The sequence below is a fragment of the Janthinobacterium aestuarii genome, assembly GCF_051380835.1.
GTDB classification, from domain to species: domain Bacteria; phylum Pseudomonadota; class Gammaproteobacteria; order Burkholderiales; family Burkholderiaceae_D; genus Janthinobacterium; species Janthinobacterium aestuarii.
In genome coordinates this window covers 40,738-62,881 of record NZ_JBNYXU010000002.1, presented here as the reverse complement: position 1 = coordinate 62,881, position 22,144 = coordinate 40,738, and the positions used below count along the sequence as shown (strand labels likewise).

General features: G+C 60.5%; 24 protein-coding genes and 2 pseudogenes. 7 read left to right on the top strand and 19 right to left on the bottom strand.

Annotation, left to right across the window (positions count from 1 at the left end; translation table 11 throughout):
• Window positions 1-25: 25 nt before the first annotated feature.
• Both ACQ4WO_RS06555 and ACQ4WO_RS06550 read right to left on the bottom strand, forming a co-directional pair.
• Window positions 26-1,465 (bottom strand): alpha/beta fold hydrolase, encoded by a 1,440-nt coding sequence (locus tag ACQ4WO_RS06555; protein ID WP_436480702.1) that lies wholly within the window; start codon window positions 1,463-1,465, stop codon window positions 26-28.
• An 85-nt stretch (window positions 1,466-1,550) separates the two neighbouring features.
• Window positions 1,551-3,860 carry a heavy metal translocating P-type ATPase gene (locus ACQ4WO_RS06550; protein WP_436480701.1) on the bottom strand — a complete coding sequence of 770 codons (2,310 nt, stop codon included), beginning with the start codon at window positions 3,858-3,860 and terminating at the stop codon, window positions 1,551-1,553.
• 97 nt (window positions 3,861-3,957) lie between these two features.
• Here ACQ4WO_RS06550 and cadR point away from each other — a divergent pair, with 97 nt between their 5' ends.
• Window positions 3,958-4,389, top strand: coding sequence for a Cd(II)/Pb(II)-responsive transcriptional regulator (gene cadR, locus ACQ4WO_RS06545; protein ID WP_034748257.1), 432 nt, complete (start codon window positions 3,958-3,960; stop codon window positions 4,387-4,389).
• 12 nt (window positions 4,390-4,401) lie between these two features.
• A complete protein-coding gene (locus ACQ4WO_RS06540; protein WP_436480700.1) occupies window positions 4,402-5,484 on the top strand; it encodes a hypothetical protein in 1,083 nt (360 codons plus the stop codon).
• Here ACQ4WO_RS06540 and ACQ4WO_RS06535 read toward each other — a convergent pair.
• From ACQ4WO_RS06535 to ACQ4WO_RS06505, 7 genes are all read right to left on the bottom strand, one after another.
• On the bottom strand, window positions 5,478-7,031 hold the full coding sequence (locus tag ACQ4WO_RS06535; protein WP_436480699.1) for a methyl-accepting chemotaxis protein: 1,554 nt from the start codon (window positions 7,029-7,031) through the stop codon (window positions 5,478-5,480). The genes ACQ4WO_RS06540 and ACQ4WO_RS06535 overlap by 7 nt on opposite strands.
• A 96-nt stretch (window positions 7,032-7,127) precedes the next feature.
• Window positions 7,128-7,595, bottom strand: a complete 468-nt coding sequence (locus ACQ4WO_RS06530) for a cache domain-containing protein (protein WP_128141489.1) — start codon at window positions 7,593-7,595, stop codon at window positions 7,128-7,130.
• Window positions 7,596-7,834: 239 nt separating this feature from the next.
• Window positions 7,835-8,272: a hypothetical protein gene (locus ACQ4WO_RS06525; RefSeq protein ID WP_436480698.1), complete on the bottom strand. Its 438-nt coding sequence runs from the start codon at window positions 8,270-8,272 to the stop codon at window positions 7,835-7,837.
• Window positions 8,273-8,279: 7 nt separating this feature from the next.
• On the bottom strand, window positions 8,280-8,666 hold the full coding sequence (locus tag ACQ4WO_RS06520; protein ID WP_139088993.1) for a hypothetical protein: 387 nt from the start codon (window positions 8,664-8,666) through the stop codon (window positions 8,280-8,282).
• A gap of 111 nt (window positions 8,667-8,777) precedes the next feature.
• Window positions 8,778-9,329, bottom strand: a complete 552-nt coding sequence (locus ACQ4WO_RS06515; RefSeq protein WP_436480697.1) for a DUF4142 domain-containing protein — start codon at window positions 9,327-9,329, stop codon at window positions 8,778-8,780.
• A gap of 100 nt (window positions 9,330-9,429) precedes the next feature.
• Window positions 9,430-10,083: an SMI1/KNR4 family protein gene (locus ACQ4WO_RS06510; RefSeq protein ID WP_436480696.1), complete on the bottom strand. Its 654-nt coding sequence runs from the start codon at window positions 10,081-10,083 to the stop codon at window positions 9,430-9,432.
• The gene (locus ACQ4WO_RS06505; protein WP_436480695.1) at window positions 10,080-10,484 is read right to left on the bottom strand and encodes a MerR family transcriptional regulator; all 405 of its coding nucleotides are present in this window, start codon (window positions 10,482-10,484) and stop codon (window positions 10,080-10,082) included. Before ACQ4WO_RS06505 ends, ACQ4WO_RS06510 begins: the two co-directional genes overlap by 4 nt.
• A 188-nt stretch (window positions 10,485-10,672) precedes the next feature.
• On the opposite strand from ACQ4WO_RS06505, the gene ACQ4WO_RS06500 reads away from it, so the two are divergent.
• Window positions 10,673-11,467, top strand: coding sequence for an SDR family NAD(P)-dependent oxidoreductase (locus ACQ4WO_RS06500; RefSeq protein ID WP_436480694.1), 795 nt, complete (start codon window positions 10,673-10,675; stop codon window positions 11,465-11,467).
• 3 nt (window positions 11,468-11,470) lie between these two features.
• Here the strand turns inward: ACQ4WO_RS06500 and ACQ4WO_RS06495 are convergent, their stop codons facing one another.
• Window positions 11,471-12,364 carry a LysR family transcriptional regulator gene (locus ACQ4WO_RS06495; protein ID WP_436480693.1) on the bottom strand — a complete coding sequence of 298 codons (894 nt, stop codon included), beginning with the start codon at window positions 12,362-12,364 and terminating at the stop codon, window positions 11,471-11,473.
• Window positions 12,365-12,465: 101 nt separating this feature from the next.
• Here ACQ4WO_RS06495 and ACQ4WO_RS06490 point away from each other — a divergent pair, with 101 nt between their 5' ends.
• Window positions 12,466-13,905, top strand: a complete 1,440-nt coding sequence (locus ACQ4WO_RS06490; RefSeq protein WP_436480692.1) for an amidase — start codon at window positions 12,466-12,468, stop codon at window positions 13,903-13,905.
• A 113-nt stretch (window positions 13,906-14,018) separates the two neighbouring features.
• Here the strand turns inward: ACQ4WO_RS06490 and ACQ4WO_RS06485 are convergent, their stop codons facing one another.
• Entirely contained in the window at window positions 14,019-14,447 is a 429-nt protein-coding gene (locus ACQ4WO_RS06485; RefSeq protein WP_338678708.1) for a DUF2061 domain-containing protein, read from the bottom strand.
• 218 nt (window positions 14,448-14,665) lie between these two features.
• Between ACQ4WO_RS06485 and ACQ4WO_RS06480 the strand changes: the two genes are divergently transcribed.
• Window positions 14,666-15,439, top strand: coding sequence for a hypothetical protein (locus ACQ4WO_RS06480; protein ID WP_436480691.1), 774 nt, complete (start codon window positions 14,666-14,668; stop codon window positions 15,437-15,439).
• Window positions 15,440-15,501: 62 nt separating this feature from the next.
• Here ACQ4WO_RS06480 and ACQ4WO_RS06475 read toward each other — a convergent pair whose 3' ends face one another.
• Both ACQ4WO_RS06475 and ACQ4WO_RS06470 read right to left on the bottom strand, forming a co-directional pair.
• Complete coding sequence (locus ACQ4WO_RS06475) at window positions 15,502-16,845, bottom strand: chitinase (protein WP_436480690.1); 1,344 nt, start codon at window positions 16,843-16,845, stop codon at window positions 15,502-15,504.
• Window positions 16,846-17,207: 362 nt separating this feature from the next.
• The gene (locus tag ACQ4WO_RS06470) at window positions 17,208-17,894 is read right to left on the bottom strand and encodes a PEP-CTERM sorting domain-containing protein (protein ID WP_436480689.1); all 687 of its coding nucleotides are present in this window, start codon (window positions 17,892-17,894) and stop codon (window positions 17,208-17,210) included.
• Between the two features lie 234 nt (window positions 17,895-18,128).
• Between ACQ4WO_RS06470 and ACQ4WO_RS06465 the strand changes: the two genes are divergently transcribed.
• The gene (locus ACQ4WO_RS06465) at window positions 18,129-18,701 is read left to right on the top strand and encodes a hypothetical protein (protein WP_436480688.1); all 573 of its coding nucleotides are present in this window, start codon (window positions 18,129-18,131) and stop codon (window positions 18,699-18,701) included.
• A 267-nt stretch (window positions 18,702-18,968) separates the two neighbouring features.
• Here ACQ4WO_RS06465 and ACQ4WO_RS06460 read toward each other — a convergent pair whose 3' ends face one another.
• A complete protein-coding gene (locus tag ACQ4WO_RS06460; RefSeq protein WP_305061909.1) occupies window positions 18,969-19,838 on the bottom strand; it encodes a hypothetical protein in 870 nt (289 codons plus the stop codon).
• Window positions 19,839-20,065: 227 nt separating this feature from the next.
• Window positions 20,066-20,461: pseudogene (locus ACQ4WO_RS06455) on the bottom strand (DDE-type integrase/transposase/recombinase); the annotation flags it as partial.
• Window positions 20,462-20,592: 131 nt separating this feature from the next.
• On the opposite strand from ACQ4WO_RS06455, the gene ACQ4WO_RS06450 reads away from it, so the two are divergent.
• A complete protein-coding gene (locus ACQ4WO_RS06450; RefSeq protein WP_436480687.1) occupies window positions 20,593-20,841 on the top strand; it encodes a hypothetical protein in 249 nt (82 codons plus the stop codon).
• A gap of 11 nt (window positions 20,842-20,852) precedes the next feature.
• Here ACQ4WO_RS06450 and ACQ4WO_RS06445 read toward each other — a convergent pair whose 3' ends face one another.
• From ACQ4WO_RS06445 to ACQ4WO_RS06430, 4 genes and pseudogenes are all read right to left on the bottom strand, one after another.
• Complete coding sequence (locus ACQ4WO_RS06445; protein ID WP_436480686.1) at window positions 20,853-21,587, bottom strand: hypothetical protein; 735 nt, start codon at window positions 21,585-21,587, stop codon at window positions 20,853-20,855.
• Between the two features lie 57 nt (window positions 21,588-21,644).
• Window positions 21,645-21,797: a hypothetical protein gene (locus tag ACQ4WO_RS06440; protein ID WP_436480685.1), complete on the bottom strand. Its 153-nt coding sequence runs from the start codon at window positions 21,795-21,797 to the stop codon at window positions 21,645-21,647.
• 40 nt (window positions 21,798-21,837) lie between these two features.
• Window positions 21,838-21,963: pseudogene (locus tag ACQ4WO_RS06435) on the bottom strand (helix-turn-helix domain-containing protein); the annotation flags it as partial.
• Window positions 21,930-22,070, bottom strand: a complete 141-nt coding sequence (locus ACQ4WO_RS06430; protein WP_436480684.1) for a hypothetical protein — start codon at window positions 22,068-22,070, stop codon at window positions 21,930-21,932. The gene ACQ4WO_RS06430 and the pseudogene ACQ4WO_RS06435, both read right to left, overlap by 34 nt.
• Window positions 22,071-22,144 lie beyond the last annotated feature (74 nt).

The window sequence follows — 22,144 nt, the reverse complement described above, 5'->3', positions numbered from 1 at the left end:
GTCCTCTTCTCACTAGTAGGTGGAACTACAGCGTGCAATCGTGCGCCGGCTTGCCGGCAATAAAGCGGGTGCTGGCTTGTTCAAAACAGGCTGGCGCCGTCCATAAAATGAAATGCGGGGCGTTCTGCACGGTGGACAGGGCCACCTTGCCGGCCTTGCTCTGTATCAAAGCCCGCACTTGCGCCTGCGCGCCCGCGTATGGCGTCTTCGGGTCCAGCGTTCCCTGCAGCACCAAAGTTGGCGGCATTTTCTCCGGCAGGACGCCGAAATAGGCGTCGCGCGGGTAGGTGGGCAAGCCGCCGCCCAGCAGGATGCGGGGCAGGGGACTGGTAAACAGCAAGTCCGCCTCGTCGCGGGCGATGTCGGCGGCCGTCCAGCCGGGGCGCAACGACGGCTGCAGATTGTTTTCCGAATTGCTGATGATACTGACCAGCGGAATCGACAGCGGCGACTGGGGATAGCTGCCCAGGCTGGCGGCCGCGTCCGTCAATGTGGCGCGCACGGACGCCAGCTCCGTCTCGCCGCCCCGGTCCAGGTCTTGCAGCAGATACGGGATGCGGGCGCGCGCGGCTGGCACGTCAAGCATGCCGCCAAGGAAGTTTTTCAGGTTCTTGCCGGGAATCATCGCCAGCAGGGCCGGGTCCGCTTGCGCCTTGTCGAGCACGCGGCGGTAAAGGGTTGCGGCCGGCTCGCCCAGTGCCGCGTGACAAGCCGCATCCGCATCGCAGCGGGCCAGTACCTGCATGCCGACCGTGTTGACCACGTGCGAGCGCTGGCTCAAGTCCCAGCGCGCATCCGTTTGCGGCGGCACCAAGGAGTCGAAGATGACGCCCTGGACGGGCAGCGGCCCCAGCTGCAAGGTGCGCAAGACCAGCTGCGTGCCATACGACACACTGTATACATACACGGGCGGCTTCTTCTTGCCCTGTTCGCCTTCGATCAAGGCTTTCAAGTCGCGCGCCGCCGTGGTGATGGAGAACTGGCCCGCGTATTCCGGCACCAGGTTGATGCCGGCAAAGCAGCTGCCCCATTCGGCCCCGGCCAGGGCGCGGCCGCCGGGACTTTGTTCCGACTCTTCCACCTTGCACAGGCGCGAAGAATGGCCCGTGCCCCGGTGGTCGGGAATCAGGAATTCAAAGCCCGGAAAGCTGCGGCGCAAGGTGGGCAGCAGGCTGTAGAACGCGGCGCCCGATTCGCCGGGACCGCCCGCCACCAGCCACAGAGTGCCTTTGGCCGGCTTGCCGGCAGGCACATCGGCGGCAAATTTGCGCACGAAGACGTGCATGGCCTCCGCGCTGCCGATGGCACGGCCCTGGGCATCGTAAGTGCCGGGCACGTTCAAGCCCGAGCACAGGCTGCCGGGGGCGGCCGTATCGGAGCAGGGGGTGAAAACCAGGGGTTCGGCATGCAGGCAGGTGCTGGCAAGCAAGGTAGACAGCAGGGTCAGGCGGGGCAGGAAGGTCATCGGCTACTTTGGCGGCGTTGGAGATCAAGCGCCAAAGTAGCGTTTTTTACAGCAATTGTCCAGATGGAAATATTTCTGCTAGGGACTATGCTTGCTGGCTCTTGCGCAGCAAGCGCAGGCCGTTCGCCACCACGAGCAGACTGGCGCCCACGTCGGCGAACACGGCCATCCACAGGGTCGCCATGCTGGCCAGGGCCAGGCCGAAGAAGACGGCCTTGATGCCGATGGCAAAGCTGATGTTTTGCACGAGAATGCTGCGCGTGCGCTGGCTCAGGCTGATGAATTCAGGCAATTTGCCCAGTTCGTCATCCATCAGGGCCACGTCCGCCGTTTCGATGGCCGTGTCGCTGCCGGCCGCGCCCATGGCAAAGCCGATGTCGGCCTGCGCCAGGGCCGGGGCGTCGTTGACGCCGTCACCGAGCATGGCCACCACGCCGAACTGCTGCTGCAAGGCCTTGATTTCATCAAGTTTGTTTTCCGGCAGCAACTCTGCCTTGACCAGGCTGACACCGACTTCGGCGCCGATGCGCTGCGCCGTCAGCGCATTGTCTCCCGTCAGCATCACGGTGGTGACGCCCAGCGCATTCAATCTGGCGATGGCGGACGCCGCCGTCGGGCGCAGCACGTCGGCCACGGCGATGACGCCCAGCGCGCCAGCGGAGGTGGCCAGCACCATGGCCGTGTACGCCTGCTGTTCCAGCCCCGCCAGGATGGCTTGCAGTGCCGGCGTCAGTATCTTCAATTCCGTCATCAGGCGCGCATTGCCCAGGTAATACGTCTGGCCAGCGATCGTGCCTTGCACGCCGCGTCCGTGCAGGGCGGCAAACTGTGTCACGGGCAAGTGACTGCCAGCGGGCGGACCGGCCTTGACGATGGCGGCGGCCAGGGGGTGGGCCGAGTTGGCATCGAGGCTGGCAGCCAGCAGCAGGATGGCGTCGCGGTTGCCGCCATCGAGCGCCACCACGTCCGTGACGGCCGGTTTGCCCATGGTCAAGGTACCCGTCTTGTCGACGGCGATGGCCTTGATCCGGTAGCCCGTTTCCAGAAATTGCCCGCCTTTGACCAGGATGCCGCGCCGCGCGGCCGCCGTCAGGCCGCTGACGACGGTCACTGGCGTGGATATGACGAGTGCGCAAGGGCAGGCGATCACCAGCATCACCAGCGCTTTATACACCCAGGCCATGAATGGCTGGCCCAGCAGCACTGGCGGCAGCACGGCCACGAGGATGGCGAAGACGACGACTGCCGGCGTGTAGTAACGGGCGAAATTGTCGACAAAGCGCTGCGTGGGCGCCTGTTTGCCTTGGGTTTCCTCGATCACCTTGACGATTTTCGCCAGGGTGCTGTTGCCGCTGTTGGCCGTCACCGCGACATCGAGCAAGCCGCGTTCATTGATGGTGCCCGCATACACGATGTCGCCCACGGCCTTGTCCACCGGCATGCTTTCACCGGTGATCGGCGCCTGGTTGACGGACGACTCGCCGCTTTGCACGATGCCATCGAGGGCGATGCGCTCGCCCGGCTTGACGCGCATCAGGGCGCCGATGGTCACCGTGGCGACGGATACTTGCTGCCAGGCGCCGCTGGCGTCGGCTACTGTCGCCGTATCGGGCGCCAGCTGCATCAGGCTGTGCACGGCGTTGCGCGCGCGGTTCAGGGACAGGCCTTCGATCAGTTCGGCAATCGCGAACAGGAAGATGACCATGGCCGCTTCCGGCCATTGGCCGATGGCGACGGCGCCGAAAACTGCAAGGCTCATCAGGAAATTGATGTTCAGGGTGAACGTTTTCAGGGCAATCCAGCCCTTTTTCAGGGTCGGCCAACCGCCTGTGGCAATCGACAGCAGGGCCAGGGCGATGACGAGGGGCGAACTGTCTTCATGCGTGGTCCAGGCCAGCGCTTCGGCGGCCGCGGCAGCCAGGCCGGAGACGACCAGCAAGCCTTTTTGCAGGCCGCTCAGGCTGCCTTCGTTCGGATCCCGCGCGACGGCCGCATCCGCTTCCATGGGAATGGCTTGCATGCCGATGCCGTGCAGGGCCGCTTCCACCGTGGCCAGCGAGGGCAGCGTGTGATGCACGTCGAGCACGCGGTTCATCAGGTTGAAATCGAGGCCCACGACGCCGGCCATATTGCTCAGCTTGTTGCGGATCAGCCGTTCTTCCGTGGGGCAATCCATGTTCGCGATGCGGTATTTGGCCGTGTTCGCGCCGGCGATGGCTGTGCTGGGCAGGGCCGGACCAGACGGAGCGGCAGGCGTGGACGAGCACGCATGTTGGCTGGAACAGCAGCTGGCCGCCTTGGGCGCATGGTCATGCTTGTGGTCATGCTGATGGTCGTGCTTGTGCTCATGGTCGTGCGCATGGGTGTGGTCGTGATCGTGGCTATCGTGTGGCATCGCATCGTCCTTCCGGTTTCGTGTATGCTTCCATTAGAAACCCTATAGCCGCTACAGGGTCAAGCGCAATTTGCGCGAAAGAATGAAAGGGGATACCATGCGTATCGGAGAACTGGCCAAACGGACGGATTGTGATGTGGAAACCGTGCGTTATTATGAAAAGGCGGGCTTGCTGCAGGAACCGGGTCGCAACAGCGCCGGCTACCGCGAATACCGCGAAGAACACCAGGAACGGCTGCAATTCATCCGCCATTGCCGCTCCCTGCAGATCGGCTTGACCGATATCCGCGCCTTGCTGGAATTCAAGAATAATCCGGCAGAAGGGTGCCAGAGCGTCAATGAATTGCTCGACCACCATATCTTGCGCATTGCCGAACAAATGGCGAATTTGCAAATATTGCAGCAGCAACTCGTGACCCTGCGCCACCAGTGCGACCAGCCGCAGCCGTCGCAAGACTGCGCTATCCTGCAAAACCTGTCCGAAGCGGCCAGCGGCCACGACTGCGCTTGCCATACCGAACTTCATTGAACTGCTGGCTTCATGCTGAAACTGAAACCTGGAAGAACTTTACTGGCTTTATCCCTGCTGTCGCCGCTCAGCCATGCCGCCGATACGCCTGCGGCAGCCGGCCACTACCTGACCCTGTACGCCGCGCCCGGCGTGCCGCAGGACGATGACCCGTATACGTGGAGCACGGCTGGCGGCAAGCAGCTGACCAAAGGCGTGACGAAGGCCGACGGCCGCGCCTATGTCAAAGGGGAGGAGGGCGAAGACACATATATTCTGAAAACCGTCAGCATGCGCTGGCAGCTGAAGGTGCCCGCCGCATGCTGGCAGGGCGCGCCGGACGCTTTCCAGCAATGCATGCAGCTGGCCAAGACCACCAGCCGCTATGACGAGGAGCAAGAGGCGCGCAAGCTGGCGGAGCAGCAGAAAGAAGTCAAGATGCAGGCCAGGATCGCCGCTTATGCGGTGCAGGCCCGCGCCAACGACGATGATCTGGCCTGGCTGGGACGCTTGCCTTCGAACTGGACCCTGGAAAGCTATGGCAAGCGCCTGCTGGGCATCGGCGACAAGGTGGCCGGGCAGATTAGCAAGGCGCTCAAGGATGGCGGGCCCGATGCGCGCCAGTTCGTCTGCCGCGCGCCCGCTGAGTATGGCCCCGTGCCGGACCAGGCCACAGTCGAGGCGTGGATGGCATTGCCGGGCGATGTGCGCAAGCTGCGTGCCGGCCCCGCCTGGGATGCGCTGGTGGCGGCCGGCGAAAAAGGCAACTGGATGGCTCGATTGGAACTGTATTACACCTTGTCCAGCGTCAATGTTCACGCACTGAGCTTGCTGGAACAGTACCGCATCGTGCAATTGATGGAATGGTTGCACAAGAAACAGGTGGGCGGCCTGTATGGCTACTTCAGCGCCGGCATACCTGTCACCCCCGGCAATCTCCCCAGCGCCACCTGGCGCAAGCAGAATCAGGCCTCGCTGTATGCGGCCATGCTGGGCAGTTACGAGGATCAGAGCAGCCTGGGCAGCACCTTGCAGACGGACCCGGACCCCGCGCTGGCCGACGCGGGCAGGAGAATGCTGGCCTGCGCCAAGGCTGCGATGCCGCAACGTTACTGACGGGGCAGCAACGGCGGGCCGCCATCGCCCAGGCGGAAGGCGTCAACCACGCGCAACAAGTCATGCGCCTGGTCTTGCATGCTTTGCGCGGCGGCGGCCGATTGTTCGACGAGGGCGGCATTGCGCTGGGTCAATTCGTCCATTTCCGTGATGGCATTGTTGACTTCCTCGATGCCCTTGCTCTGGCGCTGGCTGGCCGCCGTGATGTCGTTCATGATTTCCGTCACCTGCTGGACGGAGGCAACAATATCTCCCATGGTGCGCCCGGCGCTGTCGGCCAGCTCGCTGCCCGTTTCTATCCTGGCCACGGAATCCTCGATCAGCTGCTTGATTTCGCGCGCCGCCGTGGCCGAACGCTGGGCCAGGCCCCGCACCTCGGTGGCGACGACGGCAAAGCCGCGCCCCTGTTCGCCCGCGCGCGCCGCTTCCACGGCCGCGTTCAGGGCGAGGATATTCGTCTGGAACGCGATGCCGTCGATAACGGCGATGATGTCGACGATGCGTCCGGAACTGGCCTTGATCGAGCCCATCGTCTCGACCACCTGGCCCACGACGCGGCCGCCCTCGAGCGCCACGTTCGACGTCGACAACACCATCTGGTTGGCCTGGTGCGCGTGGCTGGCATTCTCGCGCACGGTATCCGTCAAGGCATGCATGGACGACGCCGTTTCTTGCAGGGAATGGGCTTGCGACTCGGTACGGGCCGACAAGTCCGCATTGCCCAGCGCGATTTCACTGGCTTCCACCGTGATGGTGGAGCCCGCCTGACGTATGTCGCCCAATAAAGTGTTCCAGTTCTTCAGTACGGTGGCCAGGGCCCGGGTCAGCTTGCCCACCTCGTCGTCGCCCTGGGCTTCAATGCGCGTGGTCAAGTCGCCTGCGGCCAGGCTTTCGGCGGCGCGGCAGGCGTCATCGATGGGCCCCACCACGGAGCGCGCCACCCATGTGGCGATCAGGGCCAGCAAGGCAAAACCGACAGCCATGGTGCCCAGCGACAGCCAGCCGGCGCGTTGGCCCGCATTTTTTGTTTCCTGCAAGGCCACAACCGTGCGCTGGTCGAGGTTGAGCAGTACCTGGCGCAGCTGCCCGCGCACTTGCTGGTAGTGTCCGGCGGCATTTTGCATCGCGGCCACGCCCGTGTTCGGGTCCATGGACGCCAGGTCCAGCGCCTGCGCCACACTGGCACGGTAGCGCTCGACACCGGGCAAGGCCTGGCCCGCTTCCGTGGCGGCGCCCGAGAATTTCTGCAGCTCCCCCAATCCTTGCGCGATGGCGTTCAACTGGCCATCCGTTTGCGCGCCGAATTGCTTGAACTGCTCTTCAGACAGGCTGGCCGCGATGGCGATCTTCGCGTACACGTCGGCATGTACCTGGCCCAGGGCAATAGCTTGCTGGTTCGCAAGCCGTTCGGCCGTCAGGGTGACGTCTTTCAGTTCGCGCATGCGCTGCTCATTCTGCTGCATGGCGAAGTAGGACAAGGCACCCATGGCCAGCAGGCAAGCCAGCGCGACCACCGGGACGATCAACATCTTCTGTGCGATTTTCATTGAGGCCCGTAGCGTTGAAAAGTTCGTTGAGAAATTCGTTGAAAGATTCGTCGAGAGATCGGCGTGCCATCCCGGCGCTGGCCGCGCGGCGACTGGCTACAGGTAGATGCCGCCGCAGACGACGGAATCGGCCAGCTTTTCGCAGTACATCACCTTTGGCTCGATCTTCTTGGTTTCCGGGTTCGTGAATTTGTATTCCTGCCAGAACGTGCCCTTGCTCTTGGCCAGGTCGACTCGTTCCTTGACGAAGGCCTTGCCATCGATATCCTTCAGCTCGATCAAGTTCTTGCCGACCATTTTCGGATTGGCGCCATGGGCGGCGACCGTGCCGTCGAGTTTATAGACGACCAGGTACAGGTCGTGCAGGATGAATTGGGGCGACTTGGCCGTGATCTCGCCATACGCCTTGGCGTCGCCGGCGCTCTTGATGTAGGCCACGCCTTTCTTGACCATGGCTTCGGCATCGGCGCGCGTGGCGCCGCCTTCGGCAGCGCTGGCGATACCGGGCAGCGTCGCGGCGGCAAGCATGGCCGACAGGCAAATGGCAGGGGTGAACTTGGGCATGAGAATCTCCTTCACATTGCGGCAGGGGAAAGCCGGCGGGGAACCGGTGCGGTGCGGCGGCGCCTATCGAAGTGCCGACGTTTCATAGTAGCGCGATGCCAGCAGACATGCGCTGGTGCAACAGTATTTTTTTGAGTGGGGCGTTTTTGCAACGTCGCGTGCAAGTGGCCGCAATCGCGTTGACAGAGGGAAAAGGCGGCCGGAAGCTATCGTATCGATAGTGTGGCGGCCGCGCCGCGCTACCAGCTGGCCGGGTCTTCCGCCGCAGCGCGCGCCAGGTCGTCGCGCCAGTCCTGCTGCACCAGCCGGCAAATGTCGGCGAAAAAGGCGCGCGGATCGTCCATCTCATCCCACAAGGCGGGCAGGGCGTATGTGCTTTCGGGGTCGTGCTCGAGGATGGCCTGGAAATCAAAAGCGGGGTCTTGCAGCGCCTGCGCCAGCACGGCCACCAGCGCATGGCGGTGGCGGTAGCTGAGTTCCTTGTATTGCGACGTGATGTCGCGCCGTATCAGCGCTGCGCGCTGGACCGGGTCGTTCATGTTCCACGTGTCGAGCTCCACGCCCAGGGTTTCTTCGCGGTCGTACACGTCGAAGGGACCAATGAAATGATAGAGCGTGGGCTCATATGGCACGTCGATCCAGGGGCTGCGCAGGCCCTTTTGTCTTTGCGTGCTCATCGCCCGTTCACGCGCATACAGGCAAGGTCCAGCCTTCGTCACCGAGGTCGGTCGGATAGATGGCGCGGGTCTGGTTCTCGCCCCAACGGGCGTGGTCCAGGATGCCGTCTTCATGCATGTCGAGCACCCATTCCGTGCTTTCCAGCAAGGTGCCATCCTTGTGGTACACGCGGAAGAAGGTGGATGTGCTCAGCGCGCGCACGATGTTCTGCGGCACGCCGTTGCCGTAGTGCGGCACATAGGTCTTGATCACACACGTGCCCTGGTCGTTCCACTGCTGTGCATACACGGTGGCATTGCGCGCAGCGCTGACTTTGATGAAGAGCCAGCCTGCCAACAGGAAAATGAGCAGGAAGGCGGCGGCGATCAGGCCGGTTTTCTTGAGTAGCTGCATGAGGTCATGGCATGGCCGAAAACGAAGTTGCCGCATTGTATGTCAAGAGCAGACATGCTTGCCGTACGGCACGTACAGCAAGCATGTCCCCGCTAATTGCCGTCAACTTGGCTATTTGCCCACCGCAGCATGCAAGGTATTCGCCATTTCCAGGTGATGTTGCAACGCTGGCAAGGTCTTCGCGGCAAAGGCCTTGATGTCCGGATCGCTGGCCTTTTGGCTGGCATCCGTAAACAGTTTCACGGCGTCCTTGTGCGCCGCCACGCCGATGGTGGCTGCATATTCCTTGTCGAACTGCGCACCTTCCAGGCGGCTCAGCTTGTCGATCTGCGCCTGGTGTTTCTTGCCGGGCTGGTCGCTGACCTCGATCTGCTTGCTGCTGGCCAGCTGTTTCAGCTCGTCAGCCACTTTCGTGTGATCCGTAACCATGGCATCGGCGAATTTCTTCACTTCCGCATTGGTGCTCTTGCTTTGCGCTACTTTGCTTGCGGCAATTTCCGTGCTGCCTGCGTCAGCGGCCTTGCTGATGAATTGCTTGTCGTACGCGCCTGGTACGGCAGCGGCGATGCTGTTGATGGCGATGCCGCTCAATAAGGCCACGGCGGCGCCGATGGCGACGCTTTTCAGGGAGGGGGTACGGGAACTGGTGGTAGGAATAGGCATGGCAAATCCTTTCGGGTGTGGTTTTTTCTACAAGCTGATGACAATGTTAAGCCAGCAGCCTGCGCACACCCATAGGACAGTCGCGATTATGCCCGTAGGACTAGTCCTGTTCGTTAGCGCACAATTCGACTTGTTTAAGAGCAAACAAAGCGGTGATGCCGGCATCACGGCGCCAGGCGGGCATGCCGATATCGAGCCATTCTGCCATCGCGTCCAGGTGCGATGGTTCCGAAACGCTGTGTTCGAGCTCATCGAGCACCGTGTCGCGGTCGATGTACAGGCTGTCCAGCCAGGCGTCGAACGAGGGTGCCAGTTCCATCAGGCCGTGGGCGCGCTTGCCCGTCCAGTCCGGCAATTCCTGCACATAGGCCAGCACGCGGCCGCCGCCTTCGTCCGTCAGGTCCAGGTAGACCATGGAATTGCCGCCATCGCGGGCGAACGGCAGGATGCGCGCGGGCATATCCGTGTGCTTGCGCGCGGCGCGGATTTCACCGACCAGTGTTTCATCGCAGAAATCACCTTCATCGGCGCTGAAGAAGGTATTAAAGCCCATTTTTTCCACGCCGCCATTGCCGTCCGGCACATCAGTGGTGTAGTCAAAACAGGCGCCGTTGGCCACTTTCAAGAACGCCAGGAAGGCCGGCGGCAAGGGCGCTTCCAGCAAGGCCTCGATGGCGGCGATCTGCCGCGCCGTGGGGGCGGGCTTGGCGTCCTCGATCGCCAGGTGGCGGTAGCGCGTGTAATAGTTGCTCATTGATTATCCTTGTATTTATTCTTGTATTCCACTGGCGCCACATCGTTACAGCCCGTCTCCACCTTGGCCAGCGCATCGACGAGGCCCGCGCGCAGCACGGCCATCGAGCGGGCCTTGTCGTCGATCTGGGCAATTTTCGTTTCCAGCATAGCTCGTTTGGTCTGCACATCGAGCGCGTTTTCCTGCCAGACGGCAATCACGTCGGCGATTTCCTTCAAGGTGAAACCCAGCGCCTTGGCGTGGCCGATCAGCTCGATGCGCCGCAAGGCTTGCGCCGAATATTCCTTGTAGTTATTCGTCAGGCCCGGCTGCGGGGCTTCGTCCAGCAGCCCCTGGCGCTCGTAAAAGCGGACCGTGTCCTTGCTGACGCCCGTCAGGCGGGTGATTTCTCCGATGCGCATAGTTTTTTGACTTTCTACTAATTTGCGGGACGCGAACAATGTGCAGGCAAGGCGTATTGGCGCAGACATTACGCTAGTACGGCAAGTCAATGCAACGCAGCCATGTGCATTTTTTTGCGTTCCACGCTTGACCGTGGACTAAAGTCTACAGTTTACATTGAAAACTTCATCTACTCCACACCACTGCCATGACCGCTTTCAACTATACCAACCAGACCGTGCTGATCACGGGCGCCTCGTCCGGCATCGGCCGTGTATTTGCGGAAACCCTGGCCGCGCGCGGCGCCCATTTGCTGTTGCTGGCACGTTCCGGCGCCGTGCTCGACAGTCTGGCCAGGGAACTTTCCCAGCGCCATGGCATCCGCGCCCATGCGCTGGTGGCCGACCTGAGCCAGCCCGGCGCCGCTGCACAAGCCTATGCGCAAGCGCGGTCGCTGGACATGGCGCCCGATGTATTGATCAATAACGCGGGATTCGCCACGCATGGCCGCTTCGAAAGCATCGACCTGGCGCGCCAGGCTGCTGAAGTGACCGTCAATTGCACGGCGCTCATGGAAATGACGCACTGCGCCTTGCCCCACATGCTGACAAAAGGGCGCGGCGCCATCATCAACGTGGCCTCCACGGCGGCGCTGCAGCCCGATCCCTACATGGCCGTGTATGGCGCCAGCAAGGCTTTCGTGCTGTCGTTCTCGGAAGCGCTGTGGGCGGAAAACCGCAGCCGCGGCGTGCGCGTGCTGGCCCTGTGCCCGGGCGCCACGGAGACGGCCTTCTTCGACGTCGTGGCCGCGCCCGAAGCGGCCGTGGGCAAGCGCATGGATCCGCAAGCCGTCGTCGATGAAGCGCTGCGCGCGCTGGACCAGGGCCGCAGCAGCCATGTGGCGGGCAGGCCGAACCGGCTGCTGGCGTGGCTGCCGCGTTTGCTGCCGCGCCAGACCGTGCTGGGTATCGTGGAAGGCATGCTCAAACCGAAGGCAGCCTAGGGTTCAGAAGGCCATGATGCGTTCGCGCAACCAGCGGTGCGCCGGGTCCAGGTGCATGCGCTCGTGCCAGACCATGGCCATCTCGTAATCGGGCAGGCTGACGGGCGGTTCCCACGTGCGCAGGCCGCCCAGCGCGTTTTTCAGCAGGCGCGACGGCAGCAGGGCCACCATGTCGGACGCTGCCAGCAAGGGCGGGACGATGAGGAAATGCGGCACGGACAGCACCACCTTGCGCGTCCGGCCCAGCAATTCCAGTGCCGCATCCACATTGCTGCGGAAACCGCCGCCGTTGGGCGAGACAACGATGAATTCCAGCGCGCAAAATTGATCGACGTCGGGAGCCGTTTGCAGCAGCGGATGGTCGCGGCGGCCCGCCAGCACGTAGTGCTCGGTGAACAAGGTGCGGTGGCGCAAGCCGGGCGGCGCTTCTTCCTGCGCCAGAAAGCCCAGGTCGACCTGGCCATTTTCCAGGTCTTGCGCCATGCGCGCCGGCACGGCCTCGAACACGGCCATGCGCGACAACGGCGCCTGCGCGCGCAGGGCGGGCAGCATGGGCAGCAGGATCGCATATTCGGTGGCGTCGGCCGCCGCCAGGTTCCAGCGTACCTCGGCCGTGGCCGGATCGAAGGCCTGTTCCGGCTGCAAGACTTGCTCCAGCTGCGCCAGCACGGCTTGCAACGGGGCGAACAGAGCCAGCGCACGCGCCGTGGGCAGCATGCCGCGCGGGCCGGGCAAGAGCAGCGGATCGTCGAAGGCGGCGCGCAACTTGCCCAGCTGCACGCTGACGGATGGCTGGCTCAGGTGTAGCCGCGCCGCCGCCCGCGTCACGTTGCGCTCGATCAACAAGGCATTCAGGGTCAGCAGCAGGTTCAAGTCCAGCTTGCGCAGATTGTTCATGGCTATACCTTGTATATCAACTATTCATTTCCACTATGATAGCGCAAGCCCTACAGTAGTTCCCGTGATTCTCACTCTTCATCTTTTACAGGAACTAACTGATGCAACTCCATGAATATACTAGCTTTGACGGTTTGGGGCTAGCCCAGCTAGTGCGCGATGGCGCCGTCTCTGCGGCTGAATTGCACGATGCGGCCGTGCGCGCCTGCGCCGCCGTCAACCCGCACATCAACGCCGTGGTCGAGCTATGGCCGGCCGATTTCACGCAAACCGACCACGCGGCGCCGTTCGCCGGCGTGCCATTCCTGATCAAGGATGTGGCCGTCACCATGGCGGGCAAGCGCAGCGAAGCGGGCAGCAGCCTGGGCGCCGGCCATGTCGCCGCGCTGGATTCCCACCTGATGACGCAGTTCCGCCAGGCAGGACTAATCACCTTTGGCCGCACGAGCACGCCGGAAATGGCCTTTGCCACCACCACGGAACCCGTGCTCTACGGCGTCACGCGCAATCCGTGGAACGTGGCATTGAGTGCGGGCGGTTCCAGCGGCGGCGCGGCGGCGGCCGTCGCGGCCGGCATCGTGCCGCTGGCCCATGCGACGGATGCGGCCGGTTCCATCCGCGTGCCTGCCGCGTCGACGGGCCTGTTCGGCTTGAAGCCAAGCCGGGGCCGGGTCTCGAACGGCCCCGTCATGGATGAAATTTTCAGTGGCCTGGGCGTGCAACTGGGCGTGAGCCGCACCGTGCGCGACAGCGCCGCCTTGCTTGATTGCGTGCAGGGTGTGCTGCCGGGCGAGCCATATGTGACGGCTGCGCCCGGCCACAGCTGGCTGTCGCAAGTGAGCGTGGCGCCGGGCAAGCTGCGCATCGCCGTGCAGCGCGCCGCCTGCAATGGCGCCCATCCCGTGCCGGCCATCGATGTCGCGCTGGACACGACCGTGCGCCTGCTGGAAAGCCTGGGCCACCACGTGGAAGAAGTGTCGCCCGCGTTGGGCGTGTCGTGGGAAGCGTTCGTGCACGCCAATGCCAGCATCTGGTGCGCCAACCTGGTGCCATGGATAGACGCCCTTGCGCAAGAGAGCGGGCGGAGCGTGTCACTCGACACCCTGGAAGCGGCGACCCTGGCCTGCTACCGCCATGGCAAGACGGTCTCGGCAGTCGATTTCGTGGCCGCCCTCGACGTGCGCAACACCGTCACGCGCCAGGCCGGCGCCTTGTTTGGCCAGTACGACGTGCTGCTGACGCCCACCATGCCGGACTTGCCATGGCAACTGGGCCGCTATGGCGAAAAGGAGGAAAAACTTGACGGCGTTGGCTGGACGGCGCGCCTGTTCGAGCATTCGCCGTACACGCCGCTGGCGAACGTGGCGGGCTTGCCAGCCATGTCCGTACCGCTCGGCATGTCCAATGACGGTTTGCCGATCGGCATGCAGTTCATGGCCGGTTACGCGAACGATGGAATCTTGCTGCGCCTGGCGGGACAGCTGGAGCGGGCGGCGCCGTGGGGGCAGCGTCGCCCATCCGTGTGGGCGGGCAAGGTGTAAAGCATGCCATGAAGGCGGCTGAAACCGGCCGCCATATCGGCTTTGGCCTGCGGCAGAAGCCGGGGTCGGACCCGCCGGGTTCGAGCCCAGTCCTTGTTCTTGGGTGAAAAATATCAGGTGGGCAGCGTCGCCAGCGGCGCCGCGCTGCGGCTTTCCAGGCGAAAGCGGGCTTTTTCCCACAGACGGTCGTGGAAGGGCAGGACGATCACGTTGCAGATCGGCTCGACCACGGCCAGCAAGCCGCCGAAGGCCATGGAACCGGTGGCCCAGTACATGACGCCGAAAGCCACGCTCATGTGCAAGGCCGTCTGGCTGAGCTTTTCACCGGCCAGTGCGGCAAAGCCAAGGCGGCTGGCGGCGTAGCGGCGGCGGATCGCATGCCAGGCTTTTTCATGCCACGGCAGCAGGGCCACGTTGATGACCGGTTCGATGATGGCGGCCAAGCCACCGAGCGCCAGGGAGCCCGTGAGCAAGTAGGCGAGGCCGAAGGCGATCGACATGTGCGTGCAGACCTGGCTGAATGTTTTGATCGCTGTGAACAAGGGAGGCTCCTTTCTGTTGAATTCGCTTATCCTTGATTTGAATAGTAACGATTCTCATTTACAAAAGGAAGCAAAATATATCAACCAAATCAATAGAAACAAACTATCGATACCTGTAATTTCATTTTATTTTCACGAAACCGGGCTGATCCCGTCCAAAACACGCATTTGCTGCCTACACAGTAAACCAGCATGTGCTGGGGTTTCTGGAGAACAGCATGCCCGCCCTTTTTGACGATGTACTGACCACGCCACAGCCCTGGTCGCAGCAAGTGATTGCCGAGTGGCGCGACGTCTTTCCTGCGCAACACGGCGCCAGCCTCGACGATTTCGTTGTGCGCGAGTGCCTGCGGCGCGACTCTCTCATGGACATGCGCAGCGTCGTGGGCCAGTCGGACCATTATGCGGGGCAATCGTGGCGCGACGCGGCGCTGGCACCGCAATACAAACCGGGCAAGATGCGCGCCGTTTTTGCCCAATATGAACGCAACCCGGACTACTATTTCAACGGCGAACTCGACAATGGCATCGTGCTCAGTTCCATCGATGGCCACGATTGGTACACGGATGGCGGCGGCAATCACCGCACGGTGCTGGCGAAGTTCGCCTGCGACCGCATTGCGCGCCGCACCGGGCGCTATCCGCTGGTGCGCGGCGTGTCGACCTGCCGCTATGAGCCGGACATGCAGGCCTGGCTGTTGTTTTGCCAGCTGCGGCAACGCCATGCGCAGCTCATTTCCGTGGCCGTCACGCGTGAAGACAGGCAAAGAACCGATGTGGCCGGCGCGACGGACATCACCTGGCGCCTGCGGTTCTTCGTGCTGGACCGGCGTTTTGGCGGTATGGCGCGCGCCGGGCATCTCGACGCTGCCTGCTTTTGCGCCTATGCCCGCCATGTGCTTGCCCATGACGGCAAGCCAAGCTGGCGCGACCATGTGCTGGACTGCCTGATTGCCGACCCGGACCGTCTTGTGTACCCGTCCGTAGCGTAAGCACGCCTACCTATATAGTGTGCAGGCCGGAAGAGGGTAGTGCTCGTCCGGCCTGCCTGACCTTACGGCAAGGTCTTCAGCACGGTCTTCGTCGGCACGGAGAAATTATAGTTGTCGTGGCGGTCCCAGTTGATCGACCACGTCATTACGCCGCGGAAGTCCGGATACGCCTGTAGCGGCTTGATGGTACCGCAGTTGAGCAGGCGCGTCAGGCAATGGAGGGCGTTGCTGACGTCGGCATTCGTCGTGAAACCCGAGCCGGCCGAGCTGCGCCCTGACGGCACGCCAAAGCCCACTTGGTCCGGACGCAGGCCGGCAAAGGTATTGCTGCCGTAATTGAAACCTTCGATCAGCATGCGCGCCGTGGCCACCAGCTGGTCGGCCGAGCCTGCCTTGATGGGACCGGTGGCGTACGGCGTATAGATATCGCCATTGTTGTAGTACTGCGGGTGCAGCACCGTCAGCTCCGAGCGCAAAGCGTTGATGATCGGAATGTAGGCGCCCCAGATGCTGCCATAGCTCGTGTAGCCCCCTTCCACATACACCCATTCCGGCGCCATCGACAGGTAAAAGCTGCTGCCGACCTTGGCTTTCAGGTTTTTCACGGCGATCGGCAAATACGTCTGGATGGCCGCGCCTTGCGCCACGCCGTTTTCCAGGTCCAGGTCGATGCCATCGAAGCCATATTTGGTGATGATGGCGTACAAGCTGTTGGTGAAATTCGTCGCCTCGGCTGTGTTGCCGACGGAAACGGAGCCATTTTGCCCGCCCAGCGACAGGATAACTTTTTTGCCCTTGGCACGCTTGGCTGCCACGTCGGCGATAAATTGCGCTTCCGTGCCGGCGCCCGGATCGATGGTCAGGCTGACATTGCCACCGCCCGCGTTGTCGCCGAACGAGACGACGATCACGTCCCAGTCATCGCTGACCTGGCTGATCGGATAGGTCGCGCCGCTGGGGTTGGTGAAGTTGTGCCAGTAGCCGATCAGCGCGTGTTTCGCCAGGCCCGTGGGGGTAGGCGTCGGTGTCGGGGTGGGAGTCGGCGTAGGTGTTGGGGTGGGAGTCGGCGTAGGTGTTGGGGTAGGCGTGGGTGTCGGAGTTGGCGTAGGAGTTGGTGTCGGCGTGCCACAGTCTCCCACCGCCGTCCAGGGCTGGCCGCTGCCGGCGCCGCCGTTGCTGGTCGACGGGTTATTGCCTTGCGTCCACCAGTTGGCCGTGTAATTGACGTTGTTGTAGCTGGCCTGGCCGCCGCCGTTGTAGGCCGTGCCGCTGTTCCACGGCGCGTAGCAGACGACCGCTTGCGTGGCGCCGGCCAGCAGCTGGCTTGCGCCTGCGCTGTATCCTTCGCTGCCACCGCCGCAGGCTGCCAACGTTCCCCCGAAGAGGGTAATAATGAGAGTATTCATGACTGTCCGGTTCATTGCGTCTCCTTGTGTATTTTTTTTGCCGGCCGGCTGGACACCGTCCGATTTTTCAGAGTGCAAGCATTGCAGGTGGTAGTCAACTGGTTTTATTCTTTGCGCAAGATCACAATACCAGTTGTGTCTCATGCCGAAAGGAAGTCCGTGCGCGACCATACCAGTGGCGTGGCGACCCGCCGCTGGTATGGTCGTTGGAACAGGCTCAACCGCCGCAAAAGAGCGCCGGAAGCAGGGTGGGGAAGGGAGGAGGACGTCCGACGCGCCAGGCTAAGTCGCACCAGCACGAAAACGCCGCTCCGCAGCATGGCTAGGCCTGCTGGCGCACGCGGACTGGCATGCCATGAATGTCAGGCCTTGCGGCGCCGCAAGGCAAAACCCGTCAGCGCCAGGCCGGCGACCAGCATGCCGATGTGCGACGGTTCCGGAACTGTCGAAACGATGCTGGTAATGTTCGCCTTGACGATCATGGACACGTTGGTATAGGGACTGACGATGGGGGACGCATAGAAGAGAATCAGGCCGAACGATGCCGTGGTCGTGCCGTTATTCAAATCCCATAATTCTTCGATGCGTGGAAAGGTATAGGGCGGGTAGTTCCATAGCGTGCTATTAAAACCGAAGCTCGCCAATGGGGTATGCCAGCCGGATAGATTAGTGGACACCGTGCCTGGCGTATCAGAAAAATAGCTCCCGGCGCTCAGGCTCATTTCGGTTGAGCCGTTGTAAACATCCAGTTGGCCTCCGACGGTGCTCACCGTCAAATTGCCGGCACTAATCGTTGAGGAAACAAAGATTGGCCAGCTTCCATCTGCCGGATTGGGGCTGATCGCATCATCGATGGTAAAGCTGCCCGTAAATTTTGTCCCGACCGGTATCAATTCAGGAATAGGCCGACCGGAGCCATCGTTCCCCATGATGAATTGCGGTACGATCGTTCCCGTGACCAGGAAAGTTTTCTCGGCCCCCAATGCCTGCTGCATCGGCAGCGATGCCAGCACGAGGAGCATTGCCGCAGTTGTCGCCTTCAGGTTCATTATTTTTTTCCTTATTTAATTTGCAACGAAATACATCCTAGCACACCGGGCGGAAAAGTGATGTATATTTAACACTGCCAGTGATGGCGCCAGTTTCCTTGCGAGCACCGCTCCTGGCGCTGATCCGGTAAAGAAGGGTGCGTAGACGCGCTGTTAGTGGCGGCATCAGGCTCAGGCCGATACTGGCGCGCCGCCGCGCCGGGTCCTCAGGTTCAGACAAATGCGGCATCGATCATGTGGGCAGCCCCGGCAAAGGGTGCCTGTCGACCTGGAGAAGCGCGAAAGAACAAATCAGCCCTGGCGTTGTTCTTGGCGGAATCGTCGGCAGCGGCCGTCACCGGTGAATTTGATGCCCTCGGCAGCATGGCGAGCGCCCTGAACAAGCGGCACAAGATCCGCCGTGCCGACCTGACAACCAGCCAGACCCTTGCGGCGGCACAGGGTGCCAACAGTTTCCAGCGGGCCATCTTGGTTTTTAACCTGATCCTGCGGGTGGCGAATCCGGCGTCTGTCATCGCCGTCGGTCAGATGCTCAGCCTGAACCCGCTGGTATTTACCGAACTGAACGCACAAAAGACGAATACGACGCCGGACCTCACGCGCCAGGAACTGAGGCCATACCTGTTCAAGGTCGGCGTACTGGAGCGGTGCAGCACGACCGCTGACCATGAACATGGCATGGAACTGCCGGAATGCTTTAATTCCAGAAAGATGGCAACGCGGCAGGTCCGCGCGGCCATCGAGTGCGCGCAGCGGCAGTGGAACTTTTATAACCGCAAGGAACGCCAAGCCACCGGAGCACCATAAACATCCTGCATCATTGTCGCCGGGAGGATACAGTTCGTCTGCACCGGCGCAAGCCACACACCGACGCTGAAAAATCGCACAAATCGCATTTGCGATCCGATTGTTGGCCAAAGGGAGGATTTGACGAAATCATCCATAACTTCGCATAATTTATATTATGTCAAATGAAGAACGGGGGATAGCGATACTTTTAGTATCGCCACATGGGCAGGCGTCTCTATCTTAAAAAGTGAAGAAAACACCAATTTCCCCACTGAATCATCTCTTCTATCCGATTGCCATCCGAGTAGGATTTTTTGACTCATAAAAATCTCGCATGTAAATCGGGTCTCTAAGAACCGAGAACGAGCGTTTCACTTGTCCGGAACCATACTCCTCAACAGCCTGCAAACCAATTACATCTTCAGCACTTCCACTATAGCGAATGAATGCGTCGGATATACAGTCCGTAGCCTCGATATACTTTGCTTTAGTCGCAGCACGAAACTTTTCATGAACCTCCTGAAGCCCTTCAAGATAGTCACTCAAAAAACTTTGAGCAGTTATGCGAATTTCCTGAGCATCTAACTCATCAAGAACTGATGCCTTAAATTTTTTCTCCTTGCGTAGCTCCGATGGATCGAGATACGTGTCAATACGTCTTACAATTACCATTCGGTCTTCAATGTACTCTTTGTATGTGCCAAATGATGCATGATGGATTGCATCGCCACGATGCTGTACATAATTGCGTAAGGCTTCCATTACTCGATACCCCAATCTAGCGTCGTATTCCTGAGCGAACCACGCCCCGAAGCTGACTAATGGCTCACCGAATAGCCGATCAAGCTTTTTCCCATACCGCAGTCCCTGATCGACATATAAACGCGTAGTAGTTAAGACGTTTGCAAAATGTCGATTAATTTCACTCTTTGCATACCTGTGCGATTGCATATTCCGATCAATTTCATTTGGATACTCTAATGCTGAGTCAAGAGCAATTTTATTTTTAACAATAAAATCATATTTCTCCTCAATATATAATATATTAACAAGACAATCCATTGATAATCTTAAGGCAATGAAATCCTTTTCTGCAATATTAATTACAACTCGCGCATCATCGATAACTACTCTTCTAAGATAATATGATTGCATATGAGATTTCGGAAGGTTAAATAGAAAATTAGATTAACAGGAGGACCATATGCACAATACCATGTTCACACATCAAAGTCTCCACGCCTTGCCCGCTCGCATAGCCCATGACAACGAAATTCATCCTTAAAACAGCGCTCGCAGACCCGTAGTTTTAGGTAGTACCGCGCCTGTTGCACTGCCCATTTCGGTACTCCAAGCATATACATAAAATCGCCCTGTAGTGGTCAACCCATCCCGGACACTACGTTAAGTTTTTCTTCGGCGACGGCTGGTGTCAATCCGTGATTAAACTGATGTGGCCGTATCCAGTTATACCGGTGCATCAGGTAATGGCTGATGTCCCGTTGTGCTTCCAGTGCCGTCATGTAACCAGTTGACGGCAGCCATTCAGTTTTGAAGCTGCGGAACAGCCGTTCCATCGGGGAGTTATCCCAACAATTTCCCCGACGGCTCATACTCTGTCGTATCCGATAGCGCCACAAGCGCTGACGGAATTTTCGACTGGCGTACTGGCTACCTTGATCCGAATGAAACAGCAGCCCCTGCGGTCGACCTCGCTGCTCGTAAGCCATTTCCAGCGCTTGCACCACAAGGTCAGCGTCGGGTCGTAGGGAGAATGCCTGCTCCAGGCCAGTGCTGGTTCCGCCGCCGCCGGCAAAGTTGTCGATGATGAGCTCATTGCCCAAGTCGAGGGACAGAGTGAAAGAATCACGCTTCATGCTACGATTCCTCCCTTACCTTGGAGATCCTGATGCGCGAAAGTTACAAATACCGCGGTTGTGACATTGAAGTCTCGGCCCAGCAACTCAACACTCGGGGTAACTCGGGGAAATTCACGGGAAGTTTTATAATTTCGCGAGCTCCACTTGCCAAGGTTCAGTCGGCATCCGGAATTCGCAACGAGTTGCAGCCTCCAGAAACAGAGAAAGCGGCGCGTGAGCATGTGTTGCAGGCAGCAAAGGAATGGATCGACGCTCAATGGTTCGCCGACGACGTGTAAAGATTGCTGCTTCAGCATGGCGTCACCTCCGCAGCTGGCGCGCCGAACCTGGTCTCGACCAGATAATCGCGGCCGTGCTGACCACGCAGCCTGCTGTTGTATGGATTGCGGTAAATGCCGAAGCCAGTCTGATCGAACCGCTCGGGAAAATCACTTGGCCAGCGCGGGGCCTGCGTCGTATACGCAACAATGGCCAGGCCGCTCGACCGAATCGATACAGTCAAGCGTGCGCAAGAATCGGATGACCGACAATCCTGCAAGAATGTCGTCGCAAAAATTTGTTGGTCTATGACATCACTCTGTGGGACGGCGAACTGTTGTTCGATACTCGACCTGTTAATGTCTTCCCACGAACAGCCACTGAGGTCCATAACATGCAAAATATTTCCACCAGCATCACTTTCAGATATGTCGACGCTGGAGAAAAGGAGCCTGGGCCGAGTAAAGAGTTCGTTAACCAGAACATCATCATTCCTAATGGTGCACATGTTCCCAAGGTCGGCGAGGCAGTCGAATTGATGCACTGGGACAATAGACGAGATATGAAATTTGGCGTCTACATTGTCCTTTTTGCACACACTAGAATTGCCCTGTTCGACAGCAATGACAGGCCGTCTGGCTGGCATACCACGCTTACGGTTGGCCCAATCCCCGAAGATATTGACGAGCGTTTTATCACCCCGGGCTCGTGAGTTCTCATTTAATTTGAAAATGTCGCGACATTTTTGATGTACAATTTGGCTCATAAATTCTCAAAAGATTTATAGCGTTTTAAGGAAGCCCACCTGCGAAGTGGGCTTTTTTCATTTCTGGCATTGCAGTTCCTGCAGCATTGCTTCGTAGTGCTGGCGCGTCCGCACGTGGCCGGGGTCGACCGGCAATTCGCGCTCGCCGTGCTCTTGCTGCTGGGCGCCCTGCTCGGCCTGCGCCGCGCTGGCGCCGGACTCGAGCTGCATGGTCGACCTGGTCAGCTGCCACCTCGGCGCGCGCGATGCGCTTGAGCTCGCGGATCGACACGTCGAACACCTCGTGCATGCGGATCAGCAGCGAGGCGCCTATCGGCAGGCGGCCGTGGCGAATCTTGGAAATCACGGGCGGCGCCACTTCCAGCGCGCGGGCCAGAGCTGCGTCGTTCTCGGGCCCTTGGCCAGCAGCATGTCAAGCAATTCGTTATTGCCGTGGGCGTCGTCCAGCGAGCGGTACGGAGATGTGGCTGTTGTTTGCGTCATGTCATATTCCTAATTGATGGTGATTAAAGCGGCCGAATCCGGCCTTGCGATGCTGTAGCTGTCGGGTGCGGGTT